General features: G+C 71.6%; 22 protein-coding genes. 10 read left to right on the forward strand and 12 right to left on the reverse strand.

Going from position 1 to position 15,802, the window contains the following annotated elements; all coding sequences use genetic code 11:
* Positions 1–134: 134 nt before the first annotated feature.
* A complete protein-coding gene (locus EDD26_RS00265) occupies positions 135–377 on the forward strand; it encodes a hypothetical protein (protein ID WP_123695886.1) in 243 nt (80 codons plus the stop codon).
* Positions 378–399: 22 nt separating this feature from the next.
* On the opposite strand, the gene EDD26_RS00270 is transcribed toward EDD26_RS00265, so the two are convergent.
* The gene (locus tag EDD26_RS00270) at positions 400–636 is read right to left on the reverse strand and encodes a hypothetical protein (RefSeq protein WP_123695887.1); all 237 of its coding nucleotides are present in this window, start codon (positions 634–636) and stop codon (positions 400–402) included.
* A 234-nt stretch (positions 637–870) separates the two neighbouring features.
* Between EDD26_RS00270 and EDD26_RS00275 the strand changes: the two genes are divergently transcribed.
* A complete protein-coding gene (locus EDD26_RS00275) occupies positions 871–1,104 on the forward strand; it encodes a TraR/DksA family transcriptional regulator (protein WP_170165473.1) in 234 nt (77 codons plus the stop codon).
* Positions 1,105–1,141: 37 nt separating this feature from the next.
* Here EDD26_RS00275 and EDD26_RS00280 read toward each other — a convergent pair whose 3' ends face one another.
* The 5 genes from EDD26_RS00280 to EDD26_RS14570 all read right to left on the reverse strand — a co-directional run bounded on the left by EDD26_RS00280 (position 1,142) and on the right by EDD26_RS14570 (position 6,681).
* Positions 1,142–2,398 carry a flavin monoamine oxidase family protein gene (locus EDD26_RS00280; protein ID WP_245989674.1) on the reverse strand — a complete coding sequence of 419 codons (1,257 nt, stop codon included), beginning with the start codon at positions 2,396–2,398 and terminating at the stop codon, positions 1,142–1,144.
* A 94-nt stretch (positions 2,399–2,492) separates the two neighbouring features.
* Positions 2,493–5,090, reverse strand: a complete 2,598-nt coding sequence (locus EDD26_RS00285) for an excinuclease ABC subunit UvrA (RefSeq protein ID WP_123695890.1) — start codon at positions 5,088–5,090, stop codon at positions 2,493–2,495.
* Positions 5,091–5,135: 45 nt separating this feature from the next.
* Positions 5,136–5,861 carry a competence/damage-inducible protein A gene (locus EDD26_RS00290; RefSeq protein ID WP_123695891.1) on the reverse strand — a complete coding sequence of 242 codons (726 nt, stop codon included), beginning with the start codon at positions 5,859–5,861 and terminating at the stop codon, positions 5,136–5,138.
* A 79-nt stretch (positions 5,862–5,940) separates the two neighbouring features.
* Positions 5,941–6,453, reverse strand: coding sequence for a hypothetical protein (locus EDD26_RS00295; RefSeq protein WP_123695892.1), 513 nt, complete (start codon positions 6,451–6,453; stop codon positions 5,941–5,943).
* A 60-nt stretch (positions 6,454–6,513) separates the two neighbouring features.
* Positions 6,514–6,681 (reverse strand): hypothetical protein, encoded by a 168-nt coding sequence (locus EDD26_RS14570; protein WP_170165474.1) that lies wholly within the window; start codon positions 6,679–6,681, stop codon positions 6,514–6,516.
* A gap of 384 nt (positions 6,682–7,065) precedes the next feature.
* Between EDD26_RS14570 and EDD26_RS00305 the strand changes: the two genes are divergently transcribed.
* Positions 7,066–7,662, forward strand: coding sequence for a hypothetical protein (locus tag EDD26_RS00305; RefSeq protein WP_123695894.1), 597 nt, complete (start codon positions 7,066–7,068; stop codon positions 7,660–7,662).
* On the opposite strand, the gene EDD26_RS00310 is transcribed toward EDD26_RS00305, so the two are convergent.
* Complete coding sequence (locus tag EDD26_RS00310; RefSeq protein WP_123695895.1) at positions 7,614–8,267, reverse strand: TetR/AcrR family transcriptional regulator; 654 nt, start codon at positions 8,265–8,267, stop codon at positions 7,614–7,616. The two genes, EDD26_RS00305 and EDD26_RS00310, sit on opposite strands and share 49 nt — an antisense overlap.
* A gap of 78 nt (positions 8,268–8,345) precedes the next feature.
* Here EDD26_RS00310 and EDD26_RS00315 point away from each other — a divergent pair, with 78 nt between their 5' ends.
* The 3 genes from EDD26_RS00315 (at position 8,346) to EDD26_RS00325 (ending at position 9,692) form a co-directional block, all read left to right on the forward strand.
* Positions 8,346–8,621 carry a hypothetical protein gene (locus tag EDD26_RS00315; RefSeq protein ID WP_123695896.1) on the forward strand — a complete coding sequence of 92 codons (276 nt, stop codon included), beginning with the start codon at positions 8,346–8,348 and terminating at the stop codon, positions 8,619–8,621.
* Between the two features lie 10 nt (positions 8,622–8,631).
* On the forward strand, positions 8,632–9,366 hold the full coding sequence (locus EDD26_RS00320; protein WP_123695897.1) for an SDR family NAD(P)-dependent oxidoreductase: 735 nt from the start codon (positions 8,632–8,634) through the stop codon (positions 9,364–9,366).
* Positions 9,367–9,497: 131 nt separating this feature from the next.
* Entirely contained in the window at positions 9,498–9,692 is a 195-nt protein-coding gene (locus EDD26_RS00325; protein ID WP_123695898.1) for a hypothetical protein, read from the forward strand.
* A gap of 98 nt (positions 9,693–9,790) precedes the next feature.
* On the opposite strand, the gene EDD26_RS00330 is transcribed toward EDD26_RS00325, so the two are convergent.
* From EDD26_RS00330 to EDD26_RS00345, 4 genes are all read right to left on the reverse strand, one after another.
* On the reverse strand, positions 9,791–10,525 hold the full coding sequence (locus tag EDD26_RS00330) for a hypothetical protein (protein WP_148058657.1): 735 nt from the start codon (positions 10,523–10,525) through the stop codon (positions 9,791–9,793).
* A 150-nt stretch (positions 10,526–10,675) separates the two neighbouring features.
* Positions 10,676–11,164: an SOUL family heme-binding protein gene (locus EDD26_RS00335; RefSeq protein ID WP_123695900.1), complete on the reverse strand. Its 489-nt coding sequence runs from the start codon at positions 11,162–11,164 to the stop codon at positions 10,676–10,678.
* A gap of 39 nt (positions 11,165–11,203) precedes the next feature.
* Positions 11,204–12,277, reverse strand: coding sequence for a redox-regulated ATPase YchF (gene ychF, locus EDD26_RS00340; protein WP_123695901.1), 1,074 nt, complete (start codon positions 12,275–12,277; stop codon positions 11,204–11,206).
* 42 nt (positions 12,278–12,319) lie between these two features.
* On the reverse strand, positions 12,320–12,721 hold the full coding sequence (locus tag EDD26_RS00345) for a VOC family protein (protein ID WP_245989676.1): 402 nt from the start codon (positions 12,719–12,721) through the stop codon (positions 12,320–12,322).
* A 138-nt stretch (positions 12,722–12,859) separates the two neighbouring features.
* Between EDD26_RS00345 and EDD26_RS00350 the strand changes: the two genes are divergently transcribed.
* The 4 genes from EDD26_RS00350 (at position 12,860) to EDD26_RS00365 (ending at position 15,133) form a co-directional block, all read left to right on the forward strand.
* A complete protein-coding gene (locus EDD26_RS00350; RefSeq protein WP_123695903.1) occupies positions 12,860–13,285 on the forward strand; it encodes a hypothetical protein in 426 nt (141 codons plus the stop codon).
* Between the two features lie 29 nt (positions 13,286–13,314).
* On the forward strand, positions 13,315–13,560 hold the full coding sequence (locus EDD26_RS00355; protein WP_342769277.1) for an acylphosphatase: 246 nt from the start codon (positions 13,315–13,317) through the stop codon (positions 13,558–13,560).
* A 205-nt stretch (positions 13,561–13,765) separates the two neighbouring features.
* Positions 13,766–14,830 carry a Glu/Leu/Phe/Val dehydrogenase dimerization domain-containing protein gene (locus tag EDD26_RS00360; RefSeq protein ID WP_123695904.1) on the forward strand — a complete coding sequence of 355 codons (1,065 nt, stop codon included), beginning with the start codon at positions 13,766–13,768 and terminating at the stop codon, positions 14,828–14,830.
* 117 nt (positions 14,831–14,947) lie between these two features.
* Entirely contained in the window at positions 14,948–15,133 is a 186-nt protein-coding gene (locus EDD26_RS00365) for a hypothetical protein (protein WP_123695905.1), read from the forward strand.
* A gap of 21 nt (positions 15,134–15,154) precedes the next feature.
* Here the strand turns inward: EDD26_RS00365 and EDD26_RS00370 are convergent, their stop codons facing one another.
* Positions 15,155–15,736: a DinB family protein gene (locus EDD26_RS00370; RefSeq protein ID WP_123695906.1), complete on the reverse strand. Its 582-nt coding sequence runs from the start codon at positions 15,734–15,736 to the stop codon at positions 15,155–15,157.
* Positions 15,737–15,802 lie beyond the last annotated feature (66 nt).

Genomic DNA, 15,802 nt, shown 5'->3' on the forward strand with positions numbered 1-15,802 from the left:
CGCGCGCGCGGCGCACGGCGGCGCGATCGGTCGTCCGGCGCTCGAAGCGCGCGCGGTGGGGGCCCTGCGCGCCGATACCGGCCGTCCCCAACCGTTCCCTAGGCGTTCGTCGCGCTCGGGGCTACGGTCAGGACATGGAGCCCTCCCCTGCGCATGTCGGATTCTCCGAGGACCACGCCGCCACCATCGTCGACGAGCTGAACGCGTGCGCACCTGACGCCGCGGGGCTCGGCGCGTGGCTCGCTCGCACCGGGGTCGAGACGGAGCGGATCGTCACCAGCACGACGCTGACCTACATCACGCTCGCTCGGCGGAGCGAGGACGGCGGCCGCATCGTGCTGATGCTGCTGGACGGCGTCTGGGAGCGCGCGCTCTAGCCGAACGCCATCCCGCTGATCGCTACGGAGCGCTCGTGCCGTAGATCTCGGGGCGTGCGGGCGACGCTCCGAAGTAGTCGAGCTCGAAGCGCTCGAGCACGACGCGCATCACGGGGCGGGTGTCATGGCCCTCGACGCGCTCGACGTCGCGGGCGGCCCTGAAGAGCCCGGCCACGACGTGCTGCTCGTTGACCTCGTCGCGCTCACTGTCGACATACCGAGCGGCATCCGCGACCAACCGGTCGTACCGCTCTCGCATGGAACCCCTCGTCGTCTCGGTTCCCATCGTGCCGTCTTGGACGCTCGTCCGCAAGCGCGGGAGCTACCGTGTCAGCATGATTCCCATGCGTGGCACGGCGCACCGCGGATGCGGTCGGAGGGACCACTGATGGCGGACTCGCGTGCTGATGACATCGCCGCTCGACGTCGCGAGGCGCTCGAAGGGCTTGCGGACGTGGAGCGTCAGCTGACCGAGCTCCGAGGCATGCGCGGGGTGCAACACGACGACGACGAGCACGACCCGGACGGCGTCTCGCTCTCGTCGGAGTGGTCGCGGCTCGAGGGGCTGCGGCGGACGCGGCTCGATGCGGTCACGGCGATCGGCGAGGCGGCAGCGCGCATCGCGAGCGGTGAGGGCGGGATCTGCAGCGTCTGCGGCCGGCCGATCGCGCCCGAGCGGCTCGAGGCGCGGCCGCAGGCGACGACCTGCATCGACTGCGCGCCCTGACGCCTCACCCGTCCGCTCATCGACCGGGCCGCAGCGCTCACGCGCCGAGGCGGCGTGCGACGGATGCGGCGGCCCGACCGCCCGAGACGAGCGCTCCCTGGATCGACGCGGTCTCCCGGTGATCGCCCGCGACGAGCACGCGCCGTCCCGTCCAGAGCGGGCCGCGCGCGATCGGCCCTGGCGGCTGGGCGGGAACCGCGTGGCGCACGACGTGGTGGGCGAGCACCTCCCACCCGTGGGTCGACGTGCGGTACAGCCGCTCGAGGTCCCGTCGCACCTCCGCCTCGCCGACGAGGCCGTCGGGGCGGTCGAGGAGCGTGGTCGCCTGGACGAGGTGGACGCCGGCCGGCGCATACGAGGGTGCGACCTCGGAGATGACCGCCGTGTTCCAGATGGGCCCCGCCGGACCTCCTTCGCGGCGTGACGCATCGAGCAGCAGGAAGCGACCGGAGAGCGGGCTGTCGGGCGCGCGGAACCACCAGGTCGTCAGCCCGTGCATCGGCGGCGCAGGCATCGGAGCGAACCCGGCGAGGTCGTGCGCGGCGACCGCGACGATCGCCGCGCGAGCTCGGATGGCGCCGTCGTCGGTGTCGACCTGCACCCCGGCATCCGTCTCGCGCACCGCGTTGGCCGGCGTGCCGAGCCGCACCGGCCGGGTGAGCGCTGCGGCGAGCTGCTCCGGCAGCGCCTGCATGCCGGCGTGGGGCAGACCGGGGACGCCGAGCGCGAACGAGCGCAGCAGCAGGCGCACGTAGTTCGCCGATGCGCTGCCGCTGCTGTCGGCGAGCACGCCGGCGAGGAACGTGTCGAGCACGTGGCGGCGCAGCCTTCCGGTGACGCCTGCCGCGTCGAGGGATGCGCGCAGCGTCTCGTCCTTCGTCGCGCGTGAGGCGGTCCGGGCCCTGGCGAGCGTCGGACCCAGCCACCGAGCGAGCCCGATGAGGTCGCGCGCGGGCACGAGCCCGCTGCGGAGCGTTCCGAACGCGTGCTGCGGATGCCGCAGCGGATGCGCCAGCGTGCGGGTCGTTCCCCCGGTGCGCACGACGGCGCCGACGCCGAACTCCTGCAGCCCGAGCGCTCGCACGTCGACCCACCGCTGGACCGCCGGATAGGCCGGGTTGAGCACCTGGAAGCCACGATCCATCCGGAACCCGTCGACCACGTCGGTGCGGACGCGTCCGCCAACGGCATCCGATGCCTCGACCACCGTCACCGCGAGGCCGCGCGCCTGCAGGCGCCGGGCAGCCTGCAGTCCGGCCAGACCAGCCCCGATGACGATCACGTCGGCGTCCACCGCACTCCCCTCGACTGCAGCAGCCAGTCTCCCCCGCGCACCTGTGCCGAGGGCTCGGGCTCGGCTTTGTTGGTCGGCGCCCGGGACCGCTCCCTCAGCCCGCGGGTGTGAGCTGCCGCAACGCGGCGGCGAGGTATGGCGCCGTCCTGCTCGACGGACTCGCCGCGACCTGTTCCGGCGTCCCCGCCGCGACGACCCGGCCGCCCGCATCCCCCGCCCCTGGGCCGAGGTCGACCACCCAGTCGGCCTCCGCGACGATGCGCATGTCGTGCTCTACCAAGATGACCGTGCTGCCGCCGTCGACGAGGTGGTGGAGGTGGGCCATGAGCCGATCGGCGTCTGCGGGGTGCAGCCCGGATGTGGGCTCGTCGAGCAGGTAGAGGGTGTCGCCCCGCTGGCCGCGTCGGAGCTCGGACGCGAGCTTCACCCGCTGCGCCTCCCCTCCGGAGAGCTGCGTCGCCGGCTGGCCCAGGGCGACATAGCCCAGGCCGACGTCGAGCAGTGCGTCGAGGTGACGCTGCACCTCGCTGTCCGAGCTCCACGCCCGAGCATCGCGGACGCTCATGGCGAGCACATCGGCCACCGTGCGGCCGTGCAGCTCGATCTCGAGCGTCTCCGGGTTGTAGCGGCTGCCGCCGCACGTCGCGCATGGCGCGTGCACCGTCGGGAGGAAGAGCAGCTCGACCTCCATCGTCCCCTCGCCCTTGCACGTCGGGCACCGCCCGGCAGGCAGGTTGAAGGAGAAGCGGCTCGCGCTGTATCGGCGCCGACGCGCCTCCGGCGTCGCCGCGAACAGGGTCCGGATGCGGTCGAACACGCCCGTGTAGGTGGCGACGTTCGACCGCGACGTCCGACCGATCGGCTTCTGACTCACCTGCACGATGCGACGCAGCCTGCCGGCCGGCCCGTGCGCGCGGCCGGTCGTCACCGCCTCGGTCCCGTGCGCCAGCGGGTCCTCGGCAGCCGCGGGCGGCTCGTCCGCGCCGGAGGCGCGCTCATCGATCTCGCTCTCGAGGCTCGCCCACAGCAGGTCGGGCAGCGCCTGCACCACGAGCGACGACTTGCCCGACCCTGACACGCCCGTGACCGCGGTCAGCGCGCCGAGCGGGAACGTGACCGAGAGGTCGCGCACGTTGTGCCGCGTGACGCCCTCCAGCTCGAGCCGGTCGTCGCCGGCACGACGCTCGCGAGCGACGCGTTCGGTGGCCGGTTGCTCGAACAGGTAGCGGCGCGTGACGGACTCGTCGGCATCCTGCAGTCCTTCGAGCGGACCGGAGTAGATGACCGTCCCTCCGTCGGCGCCGGCCCCCGGCCCGATGTCGACGATCCAGTCGGCCTCGCGGATGACGTCGAGCGCGTGCTCGACGAAGTACACCGTGTTGCCGCTGTCCCGCAGGGTCGCCAGGATGCGCAGGAGCGACTCGGTGTCGGCGGGATGCAGGCCCGCGGATGGCTCGTCGAGCACGAAGACGACCCCGAACAGCTGCGACAGCACCTGGGTGGCGAGACGCATGCGCTGCAGCTCCCCGGACGAGAGCGACGACGTCGTGCGATCGAGCGAGAGCGAGCCCAGTCCGAGGTCGATGATCGGCGACAGCCGGGCGAGCAGGTCTGCGACGAGGCGGCGCGCCGCGAGCAGCTGCTCCGGATGCGCGTCCCCGGATCCCGAGCTCGACGGCTCGGCTGAGCGGGGCGTCCAGCCGGGCTCGAGCACGGCACGCAACACGCGCGCGACATCGTCGAGGGGCATCGCGGCGAGCTCCGTGATGTCGAAGCCTTCGAACGTCACGGCCAGCGCTTCGGGCTTCAGGCGCCTGCCCCCGCACCGCGGGCATGGGGCGCTCACCATGAAGGACGCGGCGCGCTCGCGCATCCGCGCGCTCTTCGAACCCGCGAACGTGTTCAGCACGAAGCTGCGCACGCCCTGGAAGGTGCTCATGTAGCGGGGCTCAATGCCCGCCGCCACAGCCTTGCGCACCTCCGCGGGCTCCCGGTCGGTGAAGACCGGCACCTGCGGCGATTCGTCGGTGAAGAGCACCCACTCGCGCTGCTCGCGAGGGAGGTCGCGCCACGGGACGTCGATGTCGTAGCCGAGCGAGATGAGGCTGTCGCGCAGCTGCTTGCCGTGCCATGCCGTTGGCCAGGCAGCGAGTGCACCGTCGCGGATGGTCAGGGACGCATCGGGCACCATCAGGTGCTCGGGCACGTCGTGGACGCGGCCCAGCCCGTGGCACGTCGGGCAGGCACCCTGCACCGTGTTCGTGGAGAAGTCCTCGGCGAGGAGCATCGGCGCGCCCTGCGGGTAGGTGCCGACCCTCGAGTACAGCATGCGCAGGACGTTCGCGATGGTCGTCGCGCTGCCGACGGTCGAGCGCGCGGAACCGCCCGAGCGCTGCTGCGGCAAGGCCACGGCGGGCGGGAGCCCCTCGATCGCATCGACGTCGGGACTGCCGACCTGGCTCATGAGCCTGCGCGCGTATGGCGCGACCGACTCGAAGTAGCGGCGCTGCGACTCGGCGTAGATCGTGCCGAACGCGAGCGAGCTCTTGCCGGAGCCGGAGATGCCGGTGAACGCGACGAGCGCGTCGCGGGGGATGTCGAGGTCGACGCTCCGCAGGTTGTGCTCACGGGCGCCGCGGACGCGGACACGGTCGAGCCCGGCGTCGTGCGGCCAGCGCTCGGGTGCATCCATGTGCGCCAGTCTCTCGTGCTCCCGCTGAGCCGGAGTCGAGACCGCTCAGCCGACCGAGCGACGGATCGCTGTCAGCCGCTCGATCGCGCGGTCGATCGCCGCCTGATCGGTGCCGCGGACGACGATGTTCGTGCCATAGCCGGAGCCATCACTGAAGGGGTACGACCCGATGCTCAGCTCGGGCATCGCCTCGGCGAGCTCGCGGAGCGGCGCAGCGATGCGGCCCTCCCCGACCTCGAAGCGCAGCTCGCCGGACAGGACCGGCAGCCCCGCCTCGAGGCTCGGCAGGAGCGCGTCGAGCATCGCGACGAAGATCGACGGGACACCCGCCATGACGTGCACGTTCTCGACGCTGAAACCTGGTGCACCGCTGATGCGATTGGCGATGAGCTCCGCGCCGTGCGGGATGCGCGCCATCCGCAGGTGCTCCGCCGTGAGCGTCCGCCCGGCACCCACGGCGGCCTGCAGGTCCGCGCGGGCGTCGTCACGCACGTCGATGTCCACGCCGAACGCGGCAGCGACGGCGTCCGCCGTGATGTCGTCGTGCGTCGGGCCGATGCCGCCCGACGTGAACACGTGCGTGTGCCGCGCACGCAGCGCGTTCAGCGCATCCACGATCACGGCGTGGTCATCGGGCACGACGCGGATCTCGCGCAGGTCGATGCCGGCACGCCCGAGCCGGCCGGCCAGGTGGTGCGCGTTCGCCTCGCGGGTGCGCCCGGACAGGATCTCGTCGCCGATCACGAGCATCGCGGCGGTCGGATTCGTCATGCCTGCAGACTGTCGTGCCGGGCTGTGGGAATCCAGGGCGCGGTGATGCGGCAGGCGCAGATCTCGGCGGATTGCCCCGTCACTCCCAGCGAGCCGGATCGATCGCGGCGTCGGGTGACCACGCGTGGAGCTGGAAGGAGGTGACGACACGAGGTCCGTCGACGAGCTCACCGCGGTCGCCGAGGTGCAGTGCGCGGACGTTGAGCCGCTCGAGCGGCGCTCCCGCGCCATGGGCGTCGATGAATACGGCGATGGCGGTGGCCGCCTCGATCAGCTCGTCGCGCGACATCGGCTGCTCGCGGCAGACGCCGACGAACGCTTCGATCTTGACGCCTTCCGAGGGCATCCACTCCATCCAGGGCCGCTCGCCGACGAACGCGCCATCGCCCACATCCGCAGCGTAGGCCGCCTCCCAGATCTCCTCTGAGCCATCGGGCACCCCGATGTCGGAGTGGTTGAGCCAGCAGTTCGAGATGATCTCGGCGACGGGCGTCGCCGTCGGAGTCGGCGTCGGTGCCGGCTCGACCGCGCTCGCGCAGCCGCTGAGTGCGGCGGCGATCAGGATGAGCGAGGCGACGGTGCGTGCGCGCATGCCCTGAGCATAGGTCGCGACCGCGCCACCCCTCTTGGCGAGGCGCGACCGCCCGCGGCGTCACATGCCGAAGAGGGAGAACGGGCCGCCGTCCTGCGGCAGCTGCGCGAAGACCGTCCCGACGACATCACGGCGATCGTCCTCCGACAGCTCCAGTCCGCTGAGGTCGATGACGACGTAGCGGTCCTGCTCCGCGTCGTCCACGCCGCTCGCGAAACCGGTCGCCACGTCGATCGAGTCGAACCGGATAACGTGCCGAGGTCGGAGACCCACGCTTCGGCGCACGGGATCGCAGCCGAGCAGAGCTCCGCGGTCGCGAGGCGCAACGACGAGATGGCGGCGTCGGGCAGCGGCATCTCGGGATTGGTGAGCGTCCTCTCGAGCGCGAACTCGGCAGGGCTCGGCGGCAGGTACGACGTGAAGCAGGCCGTGAGCGAGGCGCACAGGAGGACCACGGCAGCGGTCGAGCTCGCTCTGCTGACGCTGGTCCGCCGATCGGCGCGGCCAGACGCTGCAGCGGTCTTGGCGAACACGTCATGAGCATAGGCACGTTCTCCACAGGAGCGCTCGACCCGGACCCGTCGTCATGGCCGTTCGGCGCAGAGTGTCGCCATGACCGACTTCGATGGCACCCCTCAGCAGCATCCCGTCCTCGTGGACCCCGCCAGCCGGCGCGGCAAGGCCTGGACCGAGGAGGACTACACCGACCTCATGCGCGGATGCCGGAGCGACTCGGATGTCGTCGACATCGCGCGCCGGCTGGGCCGTTCAGTGCAGAGCGTGCAGTCACAGCTGCGGCGCCTGCTGCCTGCCGACGAGCGACATCTGCCGCTCGACCTCGCACTGCCGCGACTCCGGCAGCTCGACATGGACGGCGACTACGACTGGCTCGGAGCGCTGGCCAAGCGCACACCGTCTCCGTGGGACCCGAACCCGCTCGTCGTGACCGACCCGGACGCGCGAGGGCTCGGCGGACTGACGGATGACGAGCTGCTCAGCGTCGCGCTCTCGATCGTGATCTCCGGTCAGGAGTGCCCAGCGGACCTGCTGCGCCGGATCGGACGGGAGCTCCGCCGGCGCGGCATGCTCGAGCAGCTCGAACGCGGTGCCGCCATGGCCCATCGTGAGGCGCTCGATCATCTGCTCGAGCTCGACTGGCCCTATGGCGCGTTCACTCCAGGCTCCGAGCCGGCCGCCTGGCCGATGTGATGCGAAGCCTTACCCGTGTGGGAGGCGTCGGCCGGTGCCCAGCTCCGGACGATCGTCGTGATGACCGACCGCCGGCGAGCGAGGCGAGCCGTGTCGCCGGGTTCCGCGCCCGAGTACAGAACATCCAGGTTCGGCAGCGCCTGCCACCCGTCAGCCAGCGTGAGGATGGTCAGCAGCAGCTCCTCCGCCTCCTCGCGGGAGAGCTCGGGCACCGCCGCGAGCACCCGGTCGACCTTGTCGACCGACCGCGCCCGTCGATGCTCCTCCGCGACGGGGGTGCCCAGCTCGAGCCCCTCCCAGAAGGTCAGTCGCGCGAGCTCGGGGTGGGCGCACTGGTAGTCGAAGAGCCGGCCGGCATAGTCGGCGATCGCGTCGATCCCGGTGCCGCGGATCGGCACCGCGTCGACAATCAGCCCGAGCTGGTGGGTGAGGACCGCGCCGAAGAAGTCCGGCTTCTTGCCGAAGTACTGGTAGATCCGCTCCTTGTTGACCCCTGCAGCGGTGGCGATCCGATCGACGCGCGCGCCGGCAAGGCCGTGAGCGCTGAACTCCACGACGCCGGCGTCGAGCAGGAGTCGCTTCGTCCGTTCGGGATCCCAGGCCATGCCTCCAGCCTAGGACAGAACCAACCACTCGGTTGGGAACCGTGCTACGGTCAACCCAACCATCCAGTTGGAGGCAGCATGGAATCCGTCCGCTCATCCCTCGTCCCGCCCGTTGCCACACCCGCACCGCCCTCGGTCCACGCGCGGGCCGTCATCACCTGGCTGGCGATCTTCCCCCTCGTCGCGATCGGCATGAGCCTCATGGCGCCGGTCTCCATCGACTGGCACCCGATCCTGCGCTCCTTCGTCCTCACGCTCGTGGTCGTGCCGCTCGCCGTCTACGTGGTGGTGCCGCGGCTCATCGCCCTCTACCAGCGGCTGCGCTCACGGCGCCGCCCGACGAGCGAGCGATAGCGAGCACGGCATGGACCGCATCCTGGTCACGGGCTCCATCGACGGCGTCGGCCGCGCCACCGCTGAGGCGCTCCTCGAGGCCGGTCACGGGGTCGTCGTGCATGCGCGCACCACGTCACGCCTGGACGCCATCCAGCACCTCGTCGATCGAGGTGCGGAGGCGATCGTCGGGGACCTGAGCCGCCTCGACGACGTGCACGACATGGTCGTCCAGGCGAACGCGCTCGGGCCGTTCGACGCGGTCATCCACAACGCCGGCGTGCTGCGCGGCCCCGTGCTGCCGGTCAACGTCACGGCTCCCTACGTGATGACCGCGGGCATCCCGGGGTCGCGGCTCATCTACCTCAGCAGCGGGATGCACCGCGGTGGACGCCCGGACATCGCTGGCATCGATTGGCTCCGAGAGACCGGGACGAGCACGTACTCGGACTCGAAGCTGTTCGTCACCGCGCTCATGGCCGCCGTCGCCCGGCTGCGGCCGGACGTCGTCGCCCACGCCGTAGACCCCGGCTGGGTGCCGACGAGGATGGGCGGCCCGGGCGCGAGCGATGACCTCGCACTGGCGCACGTCACGCAGGTCTGGCTGGCGACGACCATCGACGACGAGGCGCGCACGTCCGGCCGCTACTGGCATCACCGGAAGGTGCAGGAGACGCACCCGGCGGTGCATGACGTGGACTTCCAGCACGCTCTCCTCGCCTCGCTCGCGGAGCAGACCGGCATCGAGTTGGCCGCCGCACGCTGACGCGGCCCCGGCGGGCGCGAGCGTCGCGGCTGCACTCCTCACCTCAAGGCAAACATGGTGATTGCTCAGCACACGCCGTCGGGGGTGCGGCACGGCGGCGTCACGCGCATCCCGTGACTACGTTCGAGCGCATGACAAGTGCAGAGACGAGGGAGCTCGGAGCAGGAGACGCGGCCGCGCGCCTGCGCGAGCTGCTCAACCAGATCGAGAACGCGGCGACCGCACCGCGCTCCGACCCCCGAGCGCAGCAGCAGCTCGAGCTGTGCGAGGAGATCGAGGCGATCCTGCGCATCCGCTCGGAAGCGCGGGTGTCGCCGCCGCGCTGAGCAGCGACCGGTTGCAGCGAAGGTCCCGTGCGGGTTGTGGATCACGGGGAAGCAGGACCGCAAACGCGGGCGGGCACCAAGGGCGGCGCCCCACGTCATCAGCCTTCGGAGTGCATCGTCGCGGGCGCATCCCGGGTGGCTGCCACGACATCGAGCGCTCCCTGCAGGCTCGAGCGCACCTCCTCGACGACCGGTTCGGGCGATCCCAGCGAACCCACCACAAGCCGACCAGCCGCGGTGTCGATGCCGACGGACACCAGGTCGCCGCCGGAGGTCGTCTCGTCCATGATTCGCTGCATGCCATCGCACAGATCCGCGAACGTCACGAGCGACTCGGTCTCCTCGACCTCGATCGGCGCGGACGCCACGGCATCCGAGTACATCGCAGGCAAGGCGGCGAGGGCCGCGCTGACCGCCGCGTCGGCGTCGAACTGCGAGCCCTGCGAGAGCGAGACGCGCAGTCCCGTCACGGCTCCGCTGTCGTCTGTGCTGCGATCGACCGTGGTGAGCGAAGCCGCGTGGGCATTCAGGAGGTCGTGCTGCAGCGTCCTCGACGCGACCTCGAGCACAGCGCTGGCAGGAGGTTCGTGGCCCAGATTGGCGGGAGCGATCGGCACGATCGCGTTGCGCAGCAGGCAGGTGCCCACGTCCGCCGACGGCAGAGCCTCAGCGGCTTCCGGCGTCGACGGCGGCGCGGGAGCTGCGAGTGGCGTCACAGCACTCGAGACCGCGAGCGACGAGCATGAGACGAGACCGCCAGCGACGGCCAGCACCAGGACGACCACAGTTCGCGGCCGCACCTTCGGACCGGCTCCATTCCCTCGCGCGTCCATGCGGGCCTCCCTCGCCTCGACCAGACATGTCCGGTCTGCTCGTGAGGTTACGTCGTGCGGAGCCGATGTGCACGGGGGGCGGCCGATGTGCAGCGCTGAAGCGGAACGTCGCGCGGTGCCGTGACACAGCGACCCATCGTGCTCGACGCGTCACGCGAGGGCGACGAGCGCCTCGTTCCGCTTCAGGAATCCGGGCTTCCAGGGCGGGTCGTAGCGAGCGAAATAGACCGGTCCCTCTGCTGCCCTGCCATCCCGAGCAAGTGCGGCCTGGAGCGCGTCGGCGTTCTGCTGGAATCGCGTCTCATTCGATCCACCGCTGAACCTTCGCGCGGCAACTCGCCGCTCGGAGACTTCCACGGTGCGAACGGAGGCGTCGGTCGGAGCCGGCACGCCCGTGGCACCAGCCGGCATCACGAAGCTCACGGTGTACGTCTTCTCCGCGCGAGGAGCCTGGATCACGGGTGCCCTCATCGAGATGTTCGACGCGGTGATGTAGCGGATGAGTGAGCCGAAGCCCCGATTGCCCGCCTCGAAGAACGACCCTGCGGCGTCCACCTGCGCGAGCAGGTGCGCGGGATACACGCGCACCTCGTACCCGACGTGCACGGATACCACTGAGTAGGGCTGCTGCTCCGTCATGTAGCCACGGTACGCTCGCCCGATCCCGGACGCGCTCGCTCACACGTTGAAGCGGAACTCCACCACGTCGCCGTCGGCCATGACGTAGTCCTTGCCCTCGATGCGCACTCGGCCGGCTGCCTTCGCGTCGGCCATCGAGCCCGCGGCGTCCAGGTCGGCGAACGAGACGACCTCCGCCTTGATGAAGCCGCGCTCGAAGTCGGTGTGGATGACGCCGGCGGCCTGCGGGGCGGTCCACCCCTTGCGGATCGTCCAGGCGCGCGACTCCTTCGGACCCGCGGTCAGGTAGGTCTGCAGGCCGAGCGTCTCGAAGCCGATGCGGGCGAGCTGGTCGAGGCCGGACTCCTCCTGGCCGAGCGACTGCAGCAGCTCGAGCGCCTCGTCCTTCTCGAGGTCGACGAGCTCCGACTCGACCTTCGCGTCGAGGAAGACGGCCTTGGCGGGCGCGACGAGCGCCGCGAGCTCCGCCTTCTTGTCAGCATCCGACAGCACGTCCTCGTCGACGTTGAAGACGAACAGCACGGGCTTCGCGGTGAGGAGACCGAGCTCCTTGATGGGCGTCGTGTCGAAGCCGACCTGCCCCAGCGTCTTGCCGCTGTTCAGGATCTCGTTCGCCTCGACGGCGGCCGCGAGCACGGAGGCGTCGACCTTCTTGCCCTTGACCTCCTTCTCAAGGCGCGGGATCGCCTTCTCGAGCGTCTGGAGGTCGGCGAGCATGAGCTCGGTGTTGATCGTCTCCATGTCGGAGGACGGGTCGACGGCACCCTCGACGTGCACGACGTCGCTGTCGCCGAAGCCGCGCACGACCTGCGCGATCGCATCGGCCTCGCGGATGTTGGCCAGGAACTTGTTGCCGAGCCCCTCGCCCTCGCTCGCGCCCTTGACGATGCCGGCGATGTCGACGAACGACACCGCGGCAGGCAGGATGCGCTGCGAGCCGTGGATCTCGGCGAGGCGCGTCAGGCGCTCGTCCGGCAGCTCGACCACCCCGATGTTCGGCTCGATCGTGGCGAACGGGTAGTTCGCCGCGAGCACGGTGTTCTTGGTGAGCGCGTTGAAGAGGGTCGACTTGCCCACGTTGGGGAGTCCGACGATGCCGATCGTGAGTGCCACAACAGGTCAGCCTACCGGCGACCCGAGCGCCGCCGACCCGGTTCAGCTGCTGCCGTCGTCGCCGATCACCGCGATGATGTTGCCCGCGGGGTCGGTGCACCACGCGATGTCGGGTCCCAAGCCGCTCGCGATCCCCCGCTCGTCCTGCTCGAAGCCGTCGTAGCGCTCGAACGTCACGCCCTTGCCGACGAGCTCGTCGATCGAGGCGGTGATGTCGGGCACGACGAGGTTGAGGATCGTGAACACCGCGGGCTCGTGGTCGTCCTTCTGGTAGACGAACACCCGGGCGCCGCCGGGCAGGGTGAGCGCGAGCTGCCCCATCTCCTCCCCTACCTCCAGCCCGAGCACGTCGCCATAGAACGTCCGTGCCGCGTCGAGGTCGGGTGCGGCGAAGCCGCTGAAGCCATCCGTGTACTGCGCCATCTCGGCACCTCCTGCGGGCATCCTCGCGCCGCATCTGCCCGCGCGCCAGGGGCGAGTTCGTGCGCGCCCCCGCACGTGGGGCCGGCGCCCTGGCCACCCACAGGCAGCGGCCGTAGCGTGTGGATCCAGCGCCGCCCCGGCGCACGTTGAGGAGCGATCATGGGCACGAACGACGACAACCCCCCGCACGACAGCCGCGAGGGCCTCCCGGTCTACGAGGGCGCCGACCAGCCGGACGACGGGCGCGACGTCTCGCAGGCCGCCAACGGAGGCGATGGCTCCCTCGGCCAGGACACGACCCCCGAGCACGACAACCGCGAGGCCGACCAGACGTACCAGGAGGCACCCCCGGCCGGCTCCGGCGGCGCAGACTCCTTCGATTCCCGTCACAACGAGTTCGACGAGGGCGAGGGCCAGCCCGGGGCCGGCATCGACCCGCAGACCGGCGAGGCCGTGCACGGCGACGGGCTGGCGCACGAGCACGCGGAGGAGACCCGTTCCACGGGCTTCGACGCCGAGCAGCCGCAGCAGGTCCAGGACGCCGGCGACGAGCCCAACGCGGAGCAGCCGCGGGAGCAGCGCTGACGACCGACCGCATCCGACGCCGATTCGTCGTGCACGGCAGCGTGCAGGGCGTCGGCTTCCGCTGGGCCGCGAACGCCGAGGCCGAGCGCCTCGGCGTCGCGGGCAGCGCCCGCAACCGCTTCGACGGCACCGTCGAGGCGGAGGTCGAGGGCGCGCCGGATGCGGTGGCCGCGATGGCCGAGTGGCTGGGCCACGGCCCCTCCTCGGCGCGCGTCGACCGCGTCGACCTGGACGAGCTCGAGCCGCGCGGGGACACGGGCTTCCGGATCAGCTGACCCAAGCCGCCACCGCGCACGCGATCGTGTCGAGCTGCGCAATCGAGCCGACGCCGCGCGGCGGCGCCTGCGCGCCATGCGCAACCGCGACGATCCGGCTTGCGCGGGCAGCGCATCCGGACGATGATCTGAGCAGCCGCGCGACCCGCGGCCCACACTCACAGCGCCGTGAGATCCGCGGCGCCATGCATGGAAACGAGCTGCCATGAGCGCCATCCCCGAGTTCAACCACGAACGCGTCCTGACCTCCATGGGGGCCAGGAGCGACGTCGTCATCACCGTGGCGCTCCATTCGAGCGTGCTGGGACCGGCGCTCGGCGGCTGCCGGATGTGGACGTACCCGACGTGGGCGGATGGACAGGCGGATGCGCTGCGGCTCTCGTCCGCGATGACGCTCAAGAACGCCGCGGCCGGCCTCGACGCGGGTGGCGGCAAGGCCGTGATCGCGCTGCCCATGGGCACGCGCATCGACGCGGACCGCCGTCGCGCCGCCCTCCTCGACCTCGGTGACCTCGTCGAGGCGCTCGACGGCCGCTACCGCACGGCCGAGGACGTCGGCACGACGGAGCACGACATGCTCGTCGTGCGCGAGCGCACCGAGCACGTCGTCGGCCTGCCCGCTGAGAACGGTGGCGCCGGCGAGCCCGCGGGCGCGACCGCGCTCGGCGTGTACTCGTCGATCGCCCCGACGCTCGAGGAGGCCTTCGGCTCCGACGACATCGCCGCGCGCTCCTTCGTCATCTCGGGCCTCGGCCAGGTCGGCGGCCGCCTCGCGCGCATGCTCGCCGGCCACGGCGCGACGCTCTTCCTCACCGACATCGACGGCCGCAAGCAGCAGCTCGCCGACGACCTCGGCGCCACCTGGATCGCGCCCGGCGAGGCCCTCACCACCCCGGCCGACGTGCTCGTGCCCGCTGGCCTGGGCGGCATCCTCACCGATGAGGCGATCGAGGCGCTGCCCGTGCGTGCCGTGGTCGGCCCCGCGAACAACCCGCTCGCCGAGCACTCCGGCGCCGCGCGCCTCGCGGAGCGCGGCATCGTCTACGCCCCCGACTTCGTGGTCAACGCAGGCGGCGTCATCCACCTGCAGGGCATGGCCGACGGCATGCAGTGGCCGGCGATCGCCGAGCGGCTCACCGGCATCAGCGACACCCTCCGCGGCGTGTTCGCCAGCGCGCGGCAGCGCGGCATCACGCCGCTCGAGGCCGCCGAGGCGCTCGCCGCCGAGCGCATCGACGCGGCCCGCGGGCGCATGACGGTGAGCGCCTGACGCATCCGCCTCGCTGTGCGCACGCGCACGGCACCCGGCGGATGCGTGGCGGGCGTCCAGGCGCCCGGCGTAGCGTCGCCGTGCGGGGTGCCGACGCCCCGCGGAGAGAGGATCACCATGAGCCAAGAGCAGCAGCCCGGCCACGACCACTCCAGCCAGGACGAAGCCGTGACCGGCGGCTACGGCGACCCCGGCGAGGCGGAGGCGCTCACGGGCGACGCCGAGTCCGAGACGGATCCCAAGGAGCACCCGAAGGCGGATCCCGCTGAGGGCTCCGACCCCGAGAACCCGCGCGGCCTCTAGTCGCGCGAGCGGCCGGCGGCGTCAGTCGCCGGCCGCCTCGGCCGTCGCGCGGAGTCGCGCGACGTAGTCCGCCCACCAGGCGGCATCGTGCTCCGGCAGGTTCGAGACGCCATCGCGGAGGCCCGCGGCGCCGTCGATCGTCTCGCGCACGATGTCGGCGTGGCCCGCGTGCCGCGCGACCTCGGCGATCATGTGCACGATCAGCCGGTGCAGCGTCGTGTCGGCGTTCGCGCCCCACCACGGCACGTGGGCTGGCGCGTCGAGGGGCAGCTCGTCGATCGATGCGTCAGCATGCGCCCAGACCCGGTCCCAGAGCGCGAGCACCGACGCGCGCGTCTCGTCGGGCCCGGCCCACATGTCTGCGTTGTCCTCGGCGTCGTCGTCGGCCCAGGCGAGGTGCTCGGGGAACGGGCGGCCGACGCACCCGCCGAAGTAGTCGGCCGCGACCGTCGCGACGTGCTTGACGAGCCCGAGCAGGTTCGTGCCCGTCGGGGTCATCGGCATGCGCGCCTCCCGCTCCGACACCCCCTCGAGCTTCCAGCGCAGCGCCTCGCGCTGCACACGCAGGTAGCGGACCAGGGTCGCCTCAGCATCCTCGCTCATGCCCGCATCCTGGCAGGTGCCGCCGACCACCGCCCACCTGAAGACGGTAGTTGACATGTCGACTAG

Source organism: Agrococcus jenensis (genome assembly GCF_003752465.1).
Lineage (GTDB): Bacteria > Actinomycetota > Actinomycetes > Actinomycetales > Microbacteriaceae > Agrococcus > Agrococcus jenensis.